The following is an 18,705-nucleotide window of genomic DNA, read 5'->3' on the forward strand; positions in this document are numbered from 1 at the left end:
GGGGCCCGGTCGTGGACCGCTGCTCCAGCCCCGCCGCGCACCCCGAGGGGCCCGGCCGCGGAGCGCCGCTGCTGCCTCGCCCTGAACGCCGAAGGGCCCGGCCGACTGTCGTCGACCGAGCCCCTCGGAATGCGGGAGATCAGCGCGCGAGCGCTTCTTTCATGATCGCCGCGTGCTCGTTGGCGTGGACCTTCGGCGAGCCGGTCGCCGTCGACGCCGCCGCCGCGCGGCTGATGCGTCGCACGGGACGGTCGAGCTGGTCGGCCACCTCGAGCGCGATGAACGGCCATGCACCCTGGTTCTCGGGCTCGTCCTGCACCCAGACCAGCTCGGCGTTCGGGTACTGCGCCAGCACTCGGGCGAGCTCCTCGATCGGCGCCGGGTAGTACTGCTCCAGGCGCACGAGGGCGATCTCGGGGTTGGGGTTCTTGTCGAGCTCCGCCCGCAGGTCCCAGTGGATCTTGCCGGCGTGCAGCAGGACGCGCTTCACGGCGGCGCCGTCGAGACCGCGGTCGTCGGCGAGCACGGGCTCGAAGCGGCCCTCGAGGAAGTCCTCGACCGGGCTGGTGGCTCCGCGCAGACGCAGCATGGCCTTCGGGGTGAAGACCACGAGCGGGCGGCGCGGACGCTGGTACGCCTGACGACGCAGCAGGTGGAAGTACGACGCGGGGGTAGACGGGCGCGCGACGATCATGTTGTCTTGCGCGCACATCTGCAGGTACCGCTCGATGCGGGCCGACGAGTGGTCGGGGCCCTGGCCCTCGTAGCCGTGGGGGAGCAGCAGCACGACGCTCGACTGCTGCGCCCACTTCTGGTCGGCCGACGAGATGAACTCGTCGATGACCGACTGGGCGCCGTTGGCGAAGTCGCCGAACTGGGCTTCCCACAGCACGAGCGCGTCGGAGCGCTCGACCGAGTAGCCGTACTCGAACGCCATCGCGGCGTACTCGCTCAGCAGCGAGTCGTAGACCCAGAAACGGCCCTGGTTCTCGCTGAGGTTGGCCAGCGGCAACCACTCCTGACCGTTGTCGCGATCGTGCAGGACCGCGTGGCGCTGCACGAAGGTGCCGCGGCGCGAGTCCTGACCCGCGAGACGGACCGGAGTCCCCTCCATCAGCACAGAACCGAAGGCGAGCAGCTCGCCGAAGGCCCAGTCGATGTTGCCGTTGCGGCTCATGTCGAGGCGCTTGTCGAGCAGCTGCTGGAGCTTGGTGTGCACCGTGAAGCCGTCGGGCTTGTTCACGAACGCATCGCCGATGTGCTGGACGACCTCGCGCGAGACGCCGGTGGTCTCGGGAGCGCCGACGGCGGGCTCGTCGACCGCGTCGGTGGTCACGACGGGGTTGGTGCCGGTCTCGGCCTCGTGCGTGTCGGCGAAGGCGACCTCGAGGCGGTTCTGGAAGTCCTGCTTCGCCTGCTCGTACTCGTCTTCGGTGATGTCTCCGCGACCGACGAGGGACTCGGTGTACAGACGACGCACCGACCGCTTCGCCTCGATGAGGTTGGTCATGAGCGGCTGCGTCATCGACGGGTCGTCGCCCTCGTTGTGACCGCGACGGCGGTAGCAGACGAGGTCGATCACGACGTCGCGGTGGAATTCCTCGCGGTACTGGAACGCCAGCTCCGCGGCGCGCACGACGGCCTCGGGGTCGTCGCCGTTGACGTGCAGGATCGGAGCCTGGATCGTCTTGGCGACGTCGGTCGCGTAGACCGAGGTGCGGGCGTCGGTCGGCGTCGTGGTGAAGCCGACCTGGTTGTTGACCACGACGTGGATCGTGCCGCCGGTGCGGTACCCGCGCAGCTGCGACATCTGCAGCGTCTCGACGACCACGCCCTGACCGGCGAACGCGGCGTCGCCGTGCACGAGGATGGGCAGCCACGAGAAGGTGCCGATGGGCTTGCGGTCCTGCTTGGCGCGGACGATGCCCTCGAGCACGCCGTCGACCGTCTCGAGGTGCGAGGGGTTGGCGGCCAGGTAGACGGGGAGCTCGTCGCCGGCGTCGCCGACGAACGTGCCCTCGGTGCCGAGGTGGTACTTCACATCGCCGGAGCCGCGCTTGCTGCCCACGGCCACGGCACCCTCGAACTCGCGGAACACGTGACCGTAGGTCTTGCCCGCGATGTTGGTCAGCACGTTCAGGCGACCGCGGTGCGCCATGCCGATCGCGGCCCCGTCGAGGCCGGCCGAGGCGGCACCCTGCAGGATCTGGTCGAGCAGCGGGATGAGCGACTCGCCGCCCTCGAGGCTGAATCGCTTCTGACCGACGTACTTCGTCTGCAGGAACGTCTCGAACGCCTCGGCCTGGTTGAGCTTCGACAGGATGCGCAGCTGCTCGTCGTGGCCGGGCTTGGTGTACTTGACCTCGACGTTGCGCTGGAACCACTGGCGCTGGGCGGGGTCCTGGATGTGCATGTACTCGATGCCCATCGTGCGGCAGTACGAGTCGCGCAGCACACCCAGGATGTCGCGGAGCTTGGCGACGCGCTTGCCACCCAGGCCGTTAGTGACGAACTCGCGGTCGAGATCCCAGAAGGTGAGCCCGTGCTGTTCGATCTCGAGGTCGGGGTGCGTGCGCTGCACGTACTCGAGCGGGTCGATGTCGGCCATGAGGTGGCCGCGCACGCGGAACGAGTTGATGAGCTCCTGCACGCGCGCGCTCTTGTCGATGCGCTCGGAGACGTCGACGCTGATGTCGGCGGCCCAGTGGATGGGCGCGTAGGGGATGCGCAGGGCGGCGAAGATGTCGTCGTAGAAGCCGCGCTGCCCGATGAGCAGCTCGTGGACCTTCTTGAGGAATTCGCCCGAGCCGGCACCCTGGATGACGCGGTGGTCGTAGGTGCTGGTGAGGGTGATGGTCTTGCCGATGGCCAGCTCGTTGAGCGTCTTCTCGCTCGCGCCCATGAACTCGGCGGGGTAGTCGAGCGCACCGGCGCCGATGATCGCGCCCTGTCCGCGCATGAGGCGCGGGACGGAGTGGACCGTGCCGATGCCGCCGGGGTTGGTCAGAGAGACCGTCGTGCCCTGGAAGTCGGCCGGGGTCAGCTTGTTGCCGCGCGCCCGGCGCACGAGGTCTTCGTAGGAGGCGAGGAACTCGCCGAACGTCAGCGTGTCGGCGCGCTTGATGCTGGGCACGAGGAGGGCGCGCGAGCCGTCGGGCTTGGGCATGTCGATCGCGATGCCCAGGTTCACGTGCGCGGGGGCCACGACCGAGGGCTTTCCGTCGATCTCGGCGTAGTAGACGTTCTGGCTCGGGAACTCCTTGAGCGCCTGGATGAGCGCCCACCCGATGAGGTGCGTGAAGCTGACCTTGCCGCCGCGCGTGCGCGACATGTGGTTGTTGATGACGATGCGGTTGTCGATCATCAGCTTCGCCGGGATGGTGCGCACGCTGGTCGCGGTGGGCACCGTGAGCGAGTCGTCCATGTTGGATGCCAGGGCCTTCGGCATCCCCTTCAGAACCGTCACGCGGTCTTCTTCGGTGCTCTCGGAGCCTGCCGAGGGGACCGCGTTCGGCGCCTGCGCCGGGATGGGCTGCGGCTTCGCGGGCTTGGCGGTCGTGCGGGCCACGGGGGCCTGACCGACGACCGGGATCGGCGCCGTCACCGGCTTGGGCTCGGACGCCGGCGCCGAGGTCGGCGCGGCGGGCGGGGGAGCGGCGGCCGAGGATCCGTCGACGACCGGGTGGTACGCCTCCAGGATCGGCCACCAGGCCTTGTCTACGGAGTGCTTGTCGACTTTGAACTGTTCGTAGAGTTCGTCTACGAGCCACTCGTTCGCGCCGAACTCGCCCTCGCTCGAAGTACCGACGCCCGTCACCTGGCTCGACACAGTCGATCGCCTGCTTTCCTCGATGAAGATTCCTGTGGATGCGCCGACGTCGCCGTCGAAGACGACGAGCGTCCAACGCGTCTGCCAGCCTAGCCGAGGTTTCTGGGCGGCTTCGGGGACTTGCCATTCACGTCTGTGATGGAGTGGATCCCATGGAGTTCTCCGGCGCTCAGCCCGATGTCGATCTGACGTACTCGGACGTGTTCCTCGTCCCGCGCCACTCGGAGGTGCGCAGTCGTCTCGACGTCGACCTCGCCCCCGGTGACGGGAGCGGGGCGACGATCCCCCTCGTGTCCGCGAACATGAACTCGGTCACCGGTACCCGGCTGGCCGCGACGCTCGCCCGGCGCGGAGGCCTGGGCGTGCTCCCGCAGGACCTGGCGCTGCCGCAGCTGATCGAGGCCGTCGAGTGGGTCAAGTCGCAGCCGGTCGCCTGGGACGCGCCGCTCGTGCTGCCGCCGACCGCGACCGTCGCCGACGCCCGACAGGTGCTTCCTCCCGTCGCGGGCCGCGGCATCGTCGTGGCCGACATCCGCGACGACGGTGTCGTCGACCTCGCGGCGTACCGCGGCATCGTGCCGGCCCGTCGCCTGGCGACCGCCCTCCCCGACGCCACGCTCGGCGACATCGCGCGCGGCGACGGACCCGTCGTCGAGGTCGAGCGCATCGGAGACCCCCGCGCCGTCTTCGCCCTCATCGAGGAGGCGGGGGTCGACATCGTCGCGGTGGTGGACGGCGACCGCGTCGTCGGCACCCTGTCGGGGCGCAGCGCCCTGCGCGACTCGGTCTACCGTCCCGCGACGGACGCCCACGGGCGCCTGATCGTCGCCGCCGCGGTGGGCGTCAACGGTGATGTGGCCGGAAAGGCGTCGGCCCTCGCGACCGCCGGCGTGGACGTGCTCGTCGTCGACACCGCCCACGGCCACCAAGCGCAGATGCTGCGCGCGCTGCGCGAGGTCGCGGCCCTGGATCTCGGCATCCCGATCGCCGCGGGCAATGTCGTCACCGCCGAGGGCGTGCAGGATCTGACCGACGCCGGGGCGTCGATCCTCAAGGTCGGCGTGGGGCCGGGCGCGATGTGCACGACCCGCATGATGACCGCGGTCGGGCGGCCCCAGTTCTCGGCGGTGCTCGAGACCGCGGAGGCGGCCCGCGCCGCCGGCGCGCACGTCTGGGCGGACGGCGGCGTGCGCTACCCGCGCGACGTGGCCCTCGCCCTGGCCGCGGGCGCGGCATCCGTCATGATCGGCTCGTGGTTCGCGGGCACGATCGAGGCCCCCGGGCTCCTGCGCACCGACGACGCGGGTCTGCTCTACAAGGAATCGTGGGGCATGGCCTCCACCAAAGCGGTGCAGGGGCGCTTCGGGCGTCTGGATCCCTTCGAGCGCGCGCGCAAGGAGCTCTTCGCCGAGGGCATCTCGTCGTCGCGCATCTACCTCGACCCCCAGCGGCCGGGACTCGAGGACCTTCTCGACATGATCACCTCGGGCGTGCGCTCCTCGTTCACCTACGCCGGTGCGGCCTCGGTCGCGGAGTTCCACGAGCGCGCCCGCGTCGGCCTGCAGTCGGCGGCGGGGTACGAGGAGGGCAAGGCGCTGCCGGTCAGCTGGTGACCGCGCGCTCGAGGTCGACCGCGGCCTCGAGCGTGATCCACGCGCCGAGCTGCACCGAGAGGTCGAGGTCGTCGCCCGTCGCCCTCGCGGGGCGGCGGGGATCGGCCGGGAACAGGCCGTCCGCGCGCCCCTCCGAGAGCGCGTCCGCATTGCGACGCACGAGCCCGGCCGCAGTGGCGGCCACCTCGAGGTGGTCGTCGTCGGCCGCGTGCGCCCGGAACCACACGGCCGCCTCCGCCAGATAGCGGGCCAGAATGCCGGCGAAGAGGCCGCCGTCTCCGCCTCCGGCGGCGGGGAACAGCCCGTCGTCGGCCGCGCACCAGCGGGCCACGGCCCGCACGATCGCGGCCGCGCGCGCCTCGTGGGCGTCCCGTGCGTCGGCATCGGGGGCGCCCTCGGCCAGCGCGAGGGCGGAGCCGATCGCGACGCCCTGGTTGTACGTCCAAAGCTCGGACCGGACGACGCCGTGCTCGACGCCGTCGCGCACCAGCCCCGTCGCCGGGTCGTCGAGCGTCACGGCGACCCACGCGTCGAGGTCGACCGCCGCGCCGCGATGGGCGGACCACGCCAGGGCGATCGCCGCGGGTCCGTTCGCGGGGGCGTTGTAGAGGGAGCTGTCGATCGCCCATGGCAGCGCCCCCACCGCGGGGTCGATCGCGTCGTGCAGCCGCCGCGTGAGGCGGTCGATGCGCCGGTCGTGAACGTCGTAGCGCTGGAGGGCCAGGGTCATCCACGCCACGTCGTCGTGGAACGGGGTCGTCCACCGACCGAGCGTGCGCACGGTGATGCCGCGGTGCAGCGCCCGCAGCAACCGCGCGCGCCGCGGGTCGGGGCGGTGCTCCTCAGCGTCGCGCAGCACGTGCAGCAGATGCGCGTGCCACCAGTAGTGCCAGGTGCGTGCGCCGGGAGCCCCCGGCGTCGCCGCGTGCACCCAGGCGAGCGGACCGTAGCGGTGGACGTAGCGGCGGACGACGGCCGACTCGGCCGCCATGGCGCGCGTCTGCGCCGGGGACGTGGCATCCATGTCCCCATCCTCCCCAGGTCGGCCGTCTCGCGCAGACACGGCCCGCGAGCCTCGCGCTGCCATAGAATCGACGGCACGATGGACGACCCTCCCAGTTGTAGACCCAGGCCCCGACGACCCTCTCCCGCCGCGCATCCGAGCGGGGGTGATGCCTGATGGATTACGTCATGCTGGCCGTGGGGCTGCTGCTCACCGTGGGAACCGGACTCTTCGTCGCGAGCGAGTTCGCCCTCGTCAATCTCGACCGCGCCGACCTCGAGGCGCGCCGCGCCGCCGGGGAGACCCGGCTCTCGCTCACGATCGACGCCCTGCGCATCACCTCGACGCACCTGTCGAGTGCGCAGCTCGGCATCACGCTGACCACTCTTCTCACCGGTTACACGATGGAGCCGGCGATCTCGAACCTGCTCCGCCCCGCCTTCGAGGCGTGGGGAGTGCCCGAGGCGCTCACCGTGGGCCTCGCCGCGGTGATCGGCGTCGGGTTCGCGACCGTGCTGTCGATGATCCTGGGCGAGCTCGTGCCGAAGAACTTCGCCCTCGCGATCCCGCGGCAGACGGCCAAGCTCGTCATCCCCTTCCAGGTCGCGTTCACCGCGGTCTTCAAGCCCGCGATCCTCGTGCTCAACGGCAGCGCGAACGGAGTGCTGCGCGCCCTCGGCGTCGAACCCAAGGAGGAGCTGTCCGGCGCCCGCTCGGCGGAGGAGCTGTCGAGCCTCGTCAAGCGCTCGGCCAGCGCGGGCATGCTCGAGAAGGACACCGCGTCGCTGCTGGATCGGAGCCTCACCTTCTCGCGCCTGAGCGCCGCCGACGTCATGACCCCGCGCCCGAGCGTGCACGCGCTCGCCGCCGGAGATCCCGCGGACGACGTCGTGCAGCTCGCGCGGCGCACCGGCCACAGCCGCTTCCCGGTCTACGGCGAGTCGATGGACGACATCGTCGGCGTGGTGCACCTCAAGGCCGCGATCGGCGTACCGCGCGACCGCCGCGGCGACGTCCCGGTGGCCGCCCTCTCCACCGAGCCCCTGCGCGTGCCCGAGACCGTGCACCTCGACACACTCGTGTCGGAGCTGCGCTCGCGCGGCTACCAGATGGCGATCGTGGTCGACGAGTACGGGGGGACGGCCGGGGTCGTCACCCTCGAAGACCTGGTCGAGGAGATCGTCGGCGAGGTGCTCGACGAGCACGACCGCTCGCGGGCGGGCGTGGTCCGCTCGGCCGCGTCGGTCACGTTCCCCGGCGACCTGCGACCCGACGAGGTGCTCGATCGTGCCGGAGTGAGGGTTCCCGAGGGCGAGGTCTACGACACCGTGGGCGGATACATCATGGCCGCCCTCGAGCGCATCCCCGTCGTCGGCGACACCGTCGAGATCGACGACGGCGTGCTCGCGGTGCAGCGCATGGACGGCCGGCGCGTCGACCGGGTGCAGTTCACCCCGAAACCCGAGGAGCAGGACGTAGACGACCTCGTGCGCGCGGCGAAGGGCGGTGATCAGTGATGAGCGACTGGGCGGGAATCGCGTGGTTGGTCGTGCTGCTGGCCGCCAACGCCTTCTTCGTCGGCGCGGAGTTCGCCGTCATCTCGGCGCGGCGGTCGCAGATCGAACCGCACGCCGACCGCGGATCGCGCGCGGCCAAGACCGCGCTGTACGCGATGGAGCACGCCACGATGATGCTGGCGACCTGCCAGCTCGGCATCACGATCTGCTCGCTGCTGATCCTGAACGTGTCCGAACCGGCGATCCACCACCTTCTCGAGGGGCCTCTCGGCCTCACGGGACTTCCCGAGGCGGCGGTCGGCGTGATCGGTTTCGTCGTCGCTCTGCTGCTGGTGTCGTACCTGCACGTCGTGTTCGGCGAGATGGTTCCGAAGAACCTGGCGTTCTCTCTGCCCGACCGGGCCGTGCTCATGCTCGCCCCGCCGCTGGTGGCGGTGTCGAAGGCGTTCCACCCGATCATCGTGGCCCTGAACTGGACCGCGAACCACGTGCTGCGGCTGTTCCGCGTGGAGCCGAAGGACGAGGCCGCCTCGACCTACACGCTCGACGAGGTCGCCACGATCGTGACGCAGTCGCGTCGCGAGGGGGTGCTCGACGACGCGTCCGGAACGGTCACCGCGGTGGTGGAGTTCACCGAGAAGAAGGCCGCCGACATCGCCGTGCCGATGTCGGAGCTCGTGACGCTGCCCGAGACGACCACCCCGGCCGAGATCGAGCGGGCCGTCGCCCAGCACGGGTACTCGCGCTACGTGATCGTCGACGCGGAGGGCACCCCGACCGGCTACGTGCACCTGAAGGACGTGCTGCGTGCGGCGGAGGGGTCGGACGCCGACATGGCCCGCCCCATCCCGGGCAAGCGCGTTCACCACATGGTGTCGGTGCTCGAGACCACCGACCTCGAGGACGCGCTGGCGCTCATGCGTCGCTCGGGCCGCCACCTCGCGCAGGTGCGCGATCAGGACGGCGACGTGCGCGCGGTGCTGTTCCTCGAGGACGTCATCGAAGAACTCGTCGGCGAGGTGCAGGACGCCACAGAGCGTCGCCGTTTCGTCTGACGCCGCCGCAGAAGAACACCGGATGCCGCGGGCCCTGGGCCCCGCGGCATCCGGTGTTCTCGTTCTCGCCGTCGACGGTCGGCGAGATCACACGATCGGCGCGAGATCATCCGTTCCGCGCGCCTCCGTGCGTGTGACCTCGCGCCGATCGTGTGATCTCGCGGGCGGGTGGGGCGCAGCCGGGCGGGGGGCAGCCGGGCGGGGCGTCGCGAAGCGCCGCGAGGGCGCGGGTCAGTACGCCCGCAGGTACTGCGCGGGGGCGGGGGAGTCGGCGCCCAGCTGTGCTGCGGCGCGCAGGGCGTAGTGCGGGTCGCGCAGCCACTCCCGGGCCGACATGACGGCGTCGGCCCGACCGTCGGCGACGACGTTCTCGGCGAGCGCGGGCTCGTCGATCATCCCGACGGCGCTCACGAGCAGTCCCGTCTCCCGGCGCACGATGTCCGCATAGGCGACCTGATAGCCCGGTCCGGGCACGATGTGCTGCTGCGGAACCAATCCGCCGCTCGACAGGTCGATCAGATCCGCGCCGGCCGCGGCGACGAGGCGCGACGCGGCGACGGTGTCGTCGACGCTCCACCCGCCCTCGGCCGCGTCGGTCGCGGAGAAGCGCACGAACACCGCCGCCGCGGGAGCGGCGTCGCGCACGGCCTGCGTCACACGCACGAGCAGGCGCACGCGGTTCTCGAACGAGCCGCCGTACTCGTCGTCGCGATGGTTGGTCAGGGGCGAGAGGAACTGGTGCAGCAGGTAGCCGTGGGCCGCGTGCAGCTCGAGCACCTGGAATCCGGCGTCGACGGCCCGGCGGGCGGCATCCGCGAAATCGGCGACGACCTTCTCGATGCCCGCCGCGTCGAGGGCGACGGGCTCGGCGAAGTCGGCGTAGGCGAGGGCCGAGGGGGCGACGGTGCTCCAGCCGCCGTCGGCGGGGGCGACCGTTCCGCGCGAGCCGGCGAACGGGGCCGACGTAGACGCCTTGCGGCCGGCGTGGCTCAGCTGCACGCCCGCGACGGCGCCGCGCGCGTGGATGGCGGCGACGATGGGCCGCCACGCCTCGGCCTGGGCGTCGGTCCAGATGCCGGCATCCTGCGGGGAGATGCGCCCCTCGGGTGAGACGGCGGTGGCCTCGGCGATCACCAGCCCCGCTCCTCCCGCCGCGAACTGGGCGAGGTGGACGTGATGCCAGTCGTTCACCACGCCGTCCACGGCGCTGTACTGGCACATCGGCGAGACCCACAGGCGGTTGCGGATCGCGATATCGCGGATGGACAGGGGAGAGAAGAGGGCGCTCATGGGGACCTTCGCGTTCTAGGGTGACGCCATGACGGCGATGGACTGGGGCGCACAGGATGCCGCCCGCGTACTGCGAAGGCCAACGGCGGACGACGATAAGTATTCCCGGGGCGTCATCGGCGTGCGCACCGGGTCGGCCCGCTACCCCGGCGCGGCGGTGCTCGGGGTCGAGGCGGCTTGGCGCACCGGGACCGGGATGGTGCGCTACCTCGGACCAGCCCGGGCGCAGGACCTCGTGCTGCAGCGCCGGCCCGAGACGGTCACCGCCGACGGTCGCGTGCAGGCCTGGCTGGTGGGATCGGGGACGGATGCCGCCGAGCGCGACGCCGCCGAGACCGCCGCGCTGCGCGGCATCCTGAGCGGCGATCTGCCCGTCGTCGTCGACGCGGGCGCCCTCGACCTCGTCGCCGGGGCGACCGCTCCCGTGATCGTGACGCCGCACGCGCGCGAGCTCGACCGCTTGCGCGCGGTGCTCGGGCTGCCGGAGGCCGCGGCAGACGATCGCGAGCGCATCGCCCGCGAGACGGCGGACGCCTTCGGCGGGGTGGTGCTGTCCAAGGGCGCGGTGACCGTCGTGGCGGCCGCGGGAGGGTGGGTCCGCCGGGTGTCGGCGGGGACCCCGTGGCTCGCGACCGCGGGCACGGGCGACGTGCTGGGCGGCGTGCTCGGCGCCCTCGCGGCCGGTGCGGTCGCGGCGGGACGCGCCGGGATCGACGATCTGGCCGCGTACGCGGCGACCGCGGCCTGGGTGCACGGACGCGCGGGGGCGGTGGCCTCTCTCGCGGCGGGTGGCGCGGGCGGTCCGATCACCGCGCTCGACGTCGCGGAGGCCGTTCCGCGCGTGGTCGCGGAGCTGTCGACGGACTCGATCGCATAACGGTTGACCGGTCCGCCCCGGGCGGGCGGGGGAGCGCGTCCGGGGCCGACGGGGCGGCCCGCTTAGGATCGGGGGGTGTTGAGGCGTGTCGTTCCCCTGTTGATCGCGTTCGTCGCCGTGCACGTCGTGGTGGGGGTCCTCGGCTACCAGCAGCCGAACGAGCCCATGGGCGACGTGTATCTGGTGTACGAACCGTGGTCGCGCTGCGCGCTCTTCGGCGGCATCGACGTGACCTCGTGCACGCGCAGCGACACCTGGCAGTGGCCCGGGATCACCGAGAAGTGGATCTACCCGCAGCTGGCGTTCCTGCCCATGACCTTCGCCTGGCTGTTCGCCTGGGCCGTCGGATACACGCCGGCGTGGGCCATCACGGTCGCCCTGTTCAACCTGATCGCCTTCGTCGTGCTCGTGGGCTCCGGACGTTCGCGCGGCCGCGTCGTCGCCGCCTGGTTCTGGCTCGCGGCGATCCTGCTCATCGGTCCGGTGGGGATCTACCGCATCGACGGCATCACCGTGCCGTTCGCGATCCTCGGCGGCATCTGGATGCTGCGGCGCCCGTTCCTGGCATCCGTCCTGCTGTCGGTGTCGGTGTGGATGAAGGTGTGGCCCGCGGCGATCCTCGCGGCCGGGCTGGTGGCCGTGCGTCGCCGTCTCGCCCTGGTCTGGGGAGCGGTGGCCGTCTCGCTCGCGACCATCATCCCGGTGGTCGCCCTGGGCGGAGCGCCCTTCGTCTTCGGGTTCGTCGGCGACCAGACCTCGCGCGGCATCCAGATGGAGGCGCCGGTCGGGGGGCTGTACATGTTCCTCGCGGCGTTCTACGTACCCGGCAGCGAGGTCTACTACGACGGCGACGTGCTGACCTTCCAGGTCACGGGACCGGGAGCGGATGCCGTCATCGCCGCCATGACGCCGATCATGCTCCTGACGATGGTCGGCGTGGCCGCCGTCGGCGTGTGGAAGCTCCGGCACGGCGCGACGTTCCTCTCGCTCTTCCCCCCGCTGTCGCTCGCCCTGGTCACGGCGTTCATCGCGCTGAACAAGGTGGGCTCGCCGCAGTACTACGTGTGGCTGTTCGCCCCGGTCGTGCTCGGCCTGCTGGTCGACCGGCGTCGCTGGTACGGCTTCGCCGCCCTCACGCTGGTCATCGCCGCGCTGACGCAGTGGATGTACCCGCTGCTGTACGACGGGCTCATGGCCACGCACCCGAACCCCTTCCCGGTCGTCGTGCTCGAGGTGCGCAACGTCCTCGGTCTGGTGCTGCTGGTGTGGGCGATCGTGCGGGTCGTGCGGGCGCCCGTCGGCCGGGTGCGCCCGCCCGCGGGTCTGCGCGAGATCGTCACGGGGCGTCGGCCCGCCCCGCCGCGGGTGCCCTCGACGCACTGACCTGGGCGCACTGACCTCGACGCGCTGTCCTCGGGGGCGCCGGTTCGTGTGCGCCGCGGGCGCCGTCCGTTCCGTCGCGCGCTGCCGCGCCGTAGTCTCGAGGCATGCTCATCGCCTTCTCCGTCGCCCCCTCCGGCGTCGGCACCGCCGCGGCCGAGAACCCCGACGCGTCGGTGCACGACGCCGTGGCCGCGGCGGTCGCCGTCGTCCGCGCGTCCGGTCTGCCGCACCGCACGACCTCGATGTTCACCGAGGTCGAGGGGGAGTGGGACGAGGTGTTCGCCGTCGTCAAAGCGGCGACGGATGCCGTGATGCCCTACGGATCGCGCGTCTCGCTGGTGCTGAAAGCCGACATCCGTCCCGGGCGCACGGGAGAGATCGACGGCAAGGTCGAGCGGCTCGAGCAGGCGCTGGAGCGTCGAGAGGACCGCACCGGCTGAGGTCGGATCAGATCGCGGGCGGGTCGGTCCAGACGCGCTTGGTGAGGGCGGAGACGTCGGCGTCGATGCGTGCGAGATCGCCGCGCAGACGGCTCTCGACGCTGTCGATCTTGGCGTTGAGTCCGGCTTCGACGCTGTCGATCTTCGCGTTGAGTCCGGCTTCGACGCTGTCGATCTTGGCGTTGAGCCCGGCTTCGACGCTGTCGATCTTCGCGTTGAGCTCCATGCGCGTGACGCGACTCTCGGCCATCGTCTCCGCGCGCAGGGAGTCGATGCGCGCCTCCAGACGATCGGTGTTCGCGGTGATCACCTTCGTGAGCGAGCCCATGATGAGGTTCGTGCTGAAGGTCATGCCGCCCAGGACGGCGGCGGCGAACGTCCCGATCAGGACCCAGACCTGGGGTTCGGTCATCTCCGGCATCCCTTCATTGTGCGGGGGAGGGTTCGAGAGTGCCACGGGGGGAGCGGGTGAAATCCGTGGATCGGCGTGACGGGGGAGGGATCCGCCGATCGACCGTCTGGGGAGGAGGGGTGAGCCCGAGAGCGAATCGTGCGCCGGACCGCCCCGTCGTCGTCTCGAAACGATTCGACGACGCGCGGCAACCCGGCTAGCATCGACGGGTGACCTCTTCGACTCCCTCGAGAGGTGCGGCGATGCGGGCGCTCCTTTCTCTCGCCATCGGCAGCTTCGGCATCGGCATGACCGAGTTCGTCGTGATGGGCCTGCTGCCCAACATCGCCCGCGAACTCGTGCCCGGCGTCTGGGCGTCGTCCCCGGACGACGCCATCGCGCAGGCCGGATGGCTCATCTCGCTCTACGCCCTCGGCGTGGTCGTGGGGGCGCCCACCATCGCCGGATCGGTCGCCCGCTTCCCGCGGCACCGCGTGATGATCGTCCTGGCGGCGGCGCTGGCGTTCTTCACGCTGTTGACGGTCATCGCCCCGACGTTCGAGCTGGTCGCGGCATCCCGTTTCCTCGCCGGTCTTCCGCACGGCGCGTACTTCGGCATCGGCGCGCTGGTGGCGGCGGATGCGCTCGGACCCGGCAATCGTGCGAAGGGCGTCGCGTTCGTACTCACGGGGCTCACGATCGCCAACGTCGTCGGAGTGCCGCTGGGCACGCTCCTCGGCCAGCAGGTCGGCTGGCGAGCGGCGTTCGCCGTGGTGACTGCGATCTTCGCGCTCGCGGCCGTCTGCATCGCCCTGTTCGTGCCGTCGCATCCGGGTTCTCCGGGACGGCGTCTGCGCGACGAGCTGCGCGTGTTCCGGATCGGTCAGGTCTGGTTCGCGCTCGGTATCGGCGCGGTGGGGTTCGGCGGATTCTTCGCGATGTACAGCTACATCGCCCCCATGATCACCGACGTCGCGGGTCAGCCCGAATGGGCGGTCTCGCTCGTGCTGGTGACGGTGGGGGTGGGGATGACGGTCGGCAACATCGTCGGCGGCGCCCTCGCCGACAAAGACCTGCGCTTCTGGCTGTACGTCGGGCTCGTGGCTCTGGGGGTGGCATCCGTCGGTCTTGCCCTCACCGCCGCGTGGATCGTGAGTCTCGTGCTCTTCGCCTTCCTCGTGGCGTTCTGCGGAGCGGCGCTGAGCCCCGCCATTCAGACGCGCCTGATGGACGTGGCCGAAGACAACCAGTCCATCGCCGCGGCCCTCAACCACTCGGCGCTGAACATCGGCAACAGCCTCGGCGCCTTCCTCGGCGGCCTGGCGATCGCGGCCGGTCTCGGACTCGTCGCCCCGGCGTGGGTCGGTGCGCTGCTCGCCCTCGGCGGACTCGCGGTGGCGATCGCGTCGTACCGGGTCGAGGACCGTTCCGGTCGGCACCCCGCGCACCGGATGCCGGCGGCCGAGGCCGCGCAGACCGCGATCACCGGTTCGATCCCGACGCAGCGCTGAGCCCCGCCCGTCCCCAGCGCCCCGCGCTCCGCGCCAGCGCCCCGTGCTCCGCGCTCCGCGCCAGCGCCCCGTGCTTCGCGCTCCGCGCCAGCGCCCCGTGCTCCGCGCTCCGCGCCAGCGCTCCGCGCCGCGCGCCCCGCGCCGGTGCACGAGTGTCGAGCGTCCAAGACACCCGGACCCCGATCGCACCGGCTCCGGGTGTCTCGGATACTCGGCGCCCCTCGGCACCCGGCGACAGGTCCCGGCCGCCGGACGGCACGGCCCCGACCGGAGGGCGCCCGCGCGGGACGGATGCCGCGGGCGCGGCATCCGGAATCCCTCAGGTGGCGAAGAGGCGACGCAGGTGCGTGGCGACGGCGGCGGTCTCGATGAGGAAGCCGTCGTGGCCGAAATCGCTCGCGAGCACGACCGACTGGTCGCCGTCGAGCGTGTTCGGGATGCCGCGGGCGATGCGGTGCTGCCCGTCGATGGGGAAGAGGCGGTCGCTGTCGATGCCCAGCACGAGGGTCGTCGCGCTGACCCGGCCCAGGGCGTCCTCGACGCCGTCGCGGTCGCGCCCGACGTCGTGCGAGTTCATGGCCTCGACGAGGGTCAGGTAGCTGTTGGCGTCGAAGCGGCGCGTGAACTTGTTGCCGTGGAAGTCGAGGTACGACTCCACCGCGAACCGGCCGCCGCGGCCCAGCGGGCTCACCCCCGACTGCCACGATCGTTGGAAGCGCGAGTTCAACTCGGTCGGACTGCGGTAGTTCAACAGCGCCATGCGGCGCGCGAGGGCGAGACCGCGGTGGGGGCCGTCGCCGTCGCCCGCGTCGTAGTACTCACCGCCGGCGAAGCGCGGGTCCATGCGGACGGTGTCGAGCTGCACGGAGTTCAGCGCGATCTGATCGGCGGTCGTGATCGGCGGGGCCGACAGGATCGCCGCCCGGGCGACACGGTCGGGGTGCCCGACGGCCCACTCGAGGGCGTGCATCCCGCCCATCGAGCCGCCGACGACCGCGAACCAGCGTTCGATCCCGAGGGTGTCGGCCAGTGCCGCTTGCGCGGACACCTGATCGCGGATGGTGAGGTAGGGGAAGCGCGCGGCCCACTCGTACCCGTCGGGGGCAATGCTGGCCGGTCCGGTCGAGCCCTGGCATCCGCCCAGCATGTTCGGGGCGACGACGAACCACCGGTCGGTGTCGATCGCGGCCCCGGGTCCCACCAGATCACTCCACCAGCCGGCCGTGGCGTGACCGGGGCCGGCGGCGCCGCGCACGTGGCTGTCGCCGGTGAGGGCGTGCAGGATCAGCACCGCGTTGTCGCGCGCGGGGGAGAGTTCGCCCCACGTCTCGTAGGCGAGGCGCACGTGGGGGAGCGACGCCCCGTTCTCGGTCGTGAACGCGCCGAACGTGGCGAATCGGCGGTCTCCGATCGGGTCGCCGTCGCGCCACGCGCCCGTCGCCGGGGGGCGACCGAGCAGAGACCGCGCGTCGGCCTCCGTCACCGGCGCCGAGGGCACGGTGTCTTCGGAGATCTGCCAGTCCATGACATCCATTCTCGCCGGTGGCCGCGGTCGGCAACGGTCTGTTACGCGTCGGGACGGCTCGGATGCCGCTTGTCCAGCCCCCACTGACTCCCGGGTGGGGTCGTCATGATCCCGGCATGGCGACTTTCCTTCTCATCGCCGCCTCGAGCGACATCGGCCAGGCGACGGCGACACGACTGCGCGACGCGGGACACCGCGTCGTGACCACCGCGCGGGACTCCTCGCGCATCGACCCCGACCACATCCTCGACGCCACCGACTTCGACGAGGTCGATCGCGTCGTCGGCGAAGCCGGTCCGCTCGACGGGATCGCGGTGTTCGCGGGCTCGATGCTGCTCAAGCCCGCGCACCTGACCTCGCGCGAGCAGTACGACGGGCTCATCGCCGCCTCGCTGACCACGGCTTTCGCCGCGGTGCGCGCCGCCGGCGCCCACATGCGCGACGGGGGAGCGGTGGTGCTGGTGTCGTCCGCGGCGGCCCTCGCGGGCCTGCCCAACCACGACGGCATCGCGGCGGCCAAGGCCGGGGTGATCGGCCTGACCCTCTCGGCGGCGGCGAGCTACGCCGCGCACGGCCTGCGCGTGAACGCGGTGGCACCGGGGCTCGTGCAGACGCGCCTCACCGAGAAGCTCACCTCGAGCGACATGTCGCGCAAGGTGTCGGAGGCGATGCATCCGCTCGGACGGCTCGGGGAGCCCGACGACGTCGCCCGGGCCGTGGAGTTCCTGCTCGCGCCCGAGAACGCGTGGATGACGGGCCAGGTGCTGGGCGTCGACGGGGGACTGGGGAGCCTCCGTCCGCGGCAGAAGATCTGAGCGACTCCCGCGCGACTCGCCGGGAGTCGTCGCTTCGGGGGGGGCGAGGCGACGAATTCTGGCGACTCGCACGGACGCCCCGCGCCGGAGGGACCGGGGCGGGGCGTCCGTGCGCGCGTGGGTCAGGCGCGCGCGGCCTCCGACAGGCGGCGCGCGGCGGCGAGGGCCTGGTCGAGATCGGCCTTGAGGTCGTCGATGTTCTCGAGACCGACCGACAGGCGCACGAGACCGGGGGTCACGCCCGCGGTCAGCTGCTGCTCCGGCGTGAGCTGCGAGTGCGTGGTGGATGCCGGGTGGATGACGAGCGAGCGCACGTCGCCGATGTTGGCCAGGTGGCTGAACAGGTCGAGCGCGTTGACGAACTCGCGCCCCGCTTCGACGCCGCCCTTGAGCTCGAACGACAGCACCGCTCCCACGCCCTTCGGGGCGTAGTTGTTGGCCGCGGCGTACCAGGGCGAGGTCGGAAGGCCCGAGTAGTTGACGCTCGCGACGTCGGGGTGCGCCTCGAGCCACTCCGCGATCTCCTGCGCGTTCTGCACGTGACGCTCGACGCGCAGCGACAGGGTCTCGATGCCCTGGATGAGCTGCCACGCGCTCTGCGGCGAGATGGAGGCGCCGAGGTCGCGCAGCAGCTGCACGCGCGCCTTGATGATGTAGGCCAGGCCGTCGCCGACCGCCTGGGTGTAGACGGCGCCGTGGTAAGAGGGGTCGGGCGTGGTCAGGCCGGGGAAGCGCTCGGAGTGCTCCGACCACGCGAAGGTGCCGCCGTCGACGATGACGCCGCCGATGGTGGTGCCGTGACCGCCGAGGAACTTCGTGGCCGAGTGCACGATGATGTCGGCGCCGTGCTCGAAGGGACGGATGAGGTACGGCGTCGCGATCGTGTTGTCGACGATCAGCGGGACACCCGCCTCGTGCGCGACATCGGCGACGGAGCGGATGTCGAGCACGTTGATCTTGGGGTTGCCGATGGTCTCGGCGAAGAACAGCTTCGTGTTCGGGCGCACCGCGGCGCGCCACTCCTCGGGGTCGTCCTGGTTCTCGACGAACGTCGTCTCGATGCCGAGCTTGGCGAGGGTGTACTTGAAGAGGTTGTAGGTGCCGCCGTAGATCGAGCTCGACGACACGATGTGGTCGCCGGCCTGGGCGATGTTGAGCACCGCGAACGTCTCGGCCGCCTGGCCGCTGGCGACGAGGAGGGCGCCGGTGCCGCCCTCGAGGCCCGCGACGCGCTGCTCGACGACGTCCTGCGTGGGGTTCTGGATGCGGGTGTAGATGTTGCCGAACTCGGCCAGCGCGAACAGGTTCGCGGCGTGGTCGGCGTTGTCGAAGACGTAGGAGGTCGTCTGGTAGATCGGCGTGGCGCGCGCCTTGGTGACCGGGTCGGGCTGCGCGCCCGTGTGGATCTGCTTGGTCTCGAAACGCCAGTTCTCGGGTGCCGACATGGCTGCTCCTC

14 protein-coding genes are annotated in these 18,705 nt (G+C 71.5%); 8 read left to right on the plus strand and 6 right to left on the minus strand.

The window, feature by feature from the left end; all coding sequences use genetic code 11:
• Positions 1–139: 139 nt before the first annotated feature.
• Positions 140–3,829: a multifunctional oxoglutarate decarboxylase/oxoglutarate dehydrogenase thiamine pyrophosphate-binding subunit/dihydrolipoyllysine-residue succinyltransferase subunit gene (locus AB1K56_RS04410; RefSeq protein ID WP_371204739.1), complete on the minus strand. Its 3,690-nt coding sequence runs from the start codon at positions 3,827–3,829 to the stop codon at positions 140–142.
• 152 nt (positions 3,830–3,981) lie between these two features.
• On the opposite strand from AB1K56_RS04410, the gene AB1K56_RS04415 reads away from it, so the two are divergent.
• Positions 3,982–5,442 (plus strand): GuaB1 family IMP dehydrogenase-related protein, encoded by a 1,461-nt coding sequence (locus tag AB1K56_RS04415; protein WP_371204740.1) that lies wholly within the window; start codon positions 3,982–3,984, stop codon positions 5,440–5,442.
• Here AB1K56_RS04415 and AB1K56_RS04420 read toward each other — a convergent pair.
• On the minus strand, positions 5,432–6,466 hold the full coding sequence (locus tag AB1K56_RS04420; RefSeq protein WP_371204741.1) for a glycoside hydrolase family 76 protein: 1,035 nt from the start codon (positions 6,464–6,466) through the stop codon (positions 5,432–5,434). The two genes, AB1K56_RS04415 and AB1K56_RS04420, sit on opposite strands and share 11 nt — an antisense overlap.
• A gap of 155 nt (positions 6,467–6,621) precedes the next feature.
• On the opposite strand from AB1K56_RS04420, the gene AB1K56_RS04425 reads away from it, so the two are divergent.
• Positions 6,622–7,962 (plus strand): hemolysin family protein, encoded by a 1,341-nt coding sequence (locus AB1K56_RS04425; protein WP_136586968.1) that lies wholly within the window; start codon positions 6,622–6,624, stop codon positions 7,960–7,962.
• Positions 7,962–9,017, plus strand: a complete 1,056-nt coding sequence (locus AB1K56_RS04430) for a hemolysin family protein (protein ID WP_136586967.1) — start codon at positions 7,962–7,964, stop codon at positions 9,015–9,017. Before AB1K56_RS04425 ends, AB1K56_RS04430 begins: the two co-directional genes overlap by 1 nt.
• Before the next feature lie 231 nt (positions 9,018–9,248).
• On the opposite strand, the gene AB1K56_RS04435 is transcribed toward AB1K56_RS04430, so the two are convergent.
• The gene (locus AB1K56_RS04435; protein ID WP_371204742.1) at positions 9,249–10,307 is read right to left on the minus strand and encodes an NADH:flavin oxidoreductase/NADH oxidase; all 1,059 of its coding nucleotides are present in this window, start codon (positions 10,305–10,307) and stop codon (positions 9,249–9,251) included.
• 28 nt (positions 10,308–10,335) lie between these two features.
• Here AB1K56_RS04435 and AB1K56_RS04440 point away from each other — a divergent pair, with 28 nt between their 5' ends.
• The 3 genes from AB1K56_RS04440 to AB1K56_RS04450 all read left to right on the plus strand — a co-directional run bounded on the left by AB1K56_RS04440 (position 10,336) and on the right by AB1K56_RS04450 (position 13,007).
• Entirely contained in the window at positions 10,336–11,184 is an 849-nt protein-coding gene (locus AB1K56_RS04440; protein WP_371204743.1) for an NAD(P)H-hydrate dehydratase, read from the plus strand.
• A 75-nt stretch (positions 11,185–11,259) separates the two neighbouring features.
• Positions 11,260–12,567, plus strand: a complete 1,308-nt coding sequence (locus AB1K56_RS04445; protein WP_371204744.1) for a hypothetical protein — start codon at positions 11,260–11,262, stop codon at positions 12,565–12,567.
• Positions 12,568–12,671: 104 nt separating this feature from the next.
• Complete coding sequence (locus tag AB1K56_RS04450; RefSeq protein ID WP_371204745.1) at positions 12,672–13,007, plus strand: MTH1187 family thiamine-binding protein; 336 nt, start codon at positions 12,672–12,674, stop codon at positions 13,005–13,007.
• Between the two features lie 7 nt (positions 13,008–13,014).
• Here AB1K56_RS04450 and AB1K56_RS04455 read toward each other — a convergent pair whose 3' ends face one another.
• Positions 13,015–13,419 (minus strand): hypothetical protein, encoded by a 405-nt coding sequence (locus AB1K56_RS04455; protein ID WP_264630284.1) that lies wholly within the window; start codon positions 13,417–13,419, stop codon positions 13,015–13,017.
• Positions 13,420–13,661: 242 nt separating this feature from the next.
• On the opposite strand from AB1K56_RS04455, the gene AB1K56_RS04460 reads away from it, so the two are divergent.
• Complete coding sequence (locus AB1K56_RS04460; protein WP_371205054.1) at positions 13,662–14,909, plus strand: MFS transporter; 1,248 nt, start codon at positions 13,662–13,664, stop codon at positions 14,907–14,909.
• Positions 14,910–15,228: 319 nt separating this feature from the next.
• Here the strand turns inward: AB1K56_RS04460 and AB1K56_RS04465 are convergent, their stop codons facing one another.
• Positions 15,229–16,434 (minus strand): homoserine O-acetyltransferase, encoded by a 1,206-nt coding sequence (locus AB1K56_RS04465; RefSeq protein ID WP_371204746.1) that lies wholly within the window; start codon positions 16,432–16,434, stop codon positions 15,229–15,231.
• A gap of 116 nt (positions 16,435–16,550) precedes the next feature.
• On the opposite strand from AB1K56_RS04465, the gene AB1K56_RS04470 reads away from it, so the two are divergent.
• Positions 16,551–17,249 (plus strand): SDR family NAD(P)-dependent oxidoreductase, encoded by a 699-nt coding sequence (locus tag AB1K56_RS04470; RefSeq protein WP_371204747.1) that lies wholly within the window; start codon positions 16,551–16,553, stop codon positions 17,247–17,249.
• Between the two features lie 122 nt (positions 17,250–17,371).
• Here the strand turns inward: AB1K56_RS04470 and AB1K56_RS04475 are convergent, their stop codons facing one another.
• Positions 17,372–18,694 carry a bifunctional o-acetylhomoserine/o-acetylserine sulfhydrylase gene (locus AB1K56_RS04475; protein WP_371204749.1) on the minus strand — a complete coding sequence of 441 codons (1,323 nt, stop codon included), beginning with the start codon at positions 18,692–18,694 and terminating at the stop codon, positions 17,372–17,374.
• Positions 18,695–18,705 lie beyond the last annotated feature (11 nt).

The sequence above is a fragment of the Microbacterium sp. BWR-S6Y genome (assembly GCF_041379845.1).
Lineage (GTDB): Bacteria > Actinomycetota > Actinomycetes > Actinomycetales > Microbacteriaceae > Microbacterium > Microbacterium hydrothermale.

Coding starts and splice junctions, on each gene's coding strand:
- AB1K56_RS04460 (WP_371205054.1), top strand. CDS start 13,662: ATGCGGGCGCTCCTTTCTCTCGCCATCGGCAGCTTCGGCATCGGCATG.
- AB1K56_RS04430 (WP_136586967.1), top strand. CDS start 7,962: ATGAGCGACTGGGCGGGAATCGCGTGGTTGGTCGTGCTGCTGGCCGCC.
- AB1K56_RS04450 (WP_371204745.1), top strand. CDS start 12,672: ATGCTCATCGCCTTCTCCGTCGCCCCCTCCGGCGTCGGCACCGCCGCG.
- AB1K56_RS04465 (WP_371204746.1), bottom strand. CDS start 16,434: ATGGACTGGCAGATCTCCGAAGACACCGTGCCCTCGGCGCCGGTGACG.
- AB1K56_RS04420 (WP_371204741.1), bottom strand. CDS start 6,466: ATGGATGCCACGTCCCCGGCGCAGACGCGCGCCATGGCGGCCGAGTCG.
- AB1K56_RS04470 (WP_371204747.1), top strand. CDS start 16,551: ATGGCGACTTTCCTTCTCATCGCCGCCTCGAGCGACATCGGCCAGGCG.
- AB1K56_RS04415 (WP_371204740.1), top strand. CDS start 3,982: ATGGAGTTCTCCGGCGCTCAGCCCGATGTCGATCTGACGTACTCGGAC.
- AB1K56_RS04455 (WP_264630284.1), bottom strand. CDS start 13,419: ATGACCGAACCCCAGGTCTGGGTCCTGATCGGGACGTTCGCCGCCGCC.
- AB1K56_RS04425 (WP_136586968.1), top strand. CDS start 6,622: ATGGATTACGTCATGCTGGCCGTGGGGCTGCTGCTCACCGTGGGAACC.
- AB1K56_RS04435 (WP_371204742.1), bottom strand. CDS start 10,307: ATGAGCGCCCTCTTCTCTCCCCTGTCCATCCGCGATATCGCGATCCGC.
- AB1K56_RS04440 (WP_371204743.1), top strand. CDS start 10,336: ATGACGGCGATGGACTGGGGCGCACAGGATGCCGCCCGCGTACTGCGA.
- AB1K56_RS04475 (WP_371204749.1), bottom strand. CDS start 18,694: ATGTCGGCACCCGAGAACTGGCGTTTCGAGACCAAGCAGATCCACACG.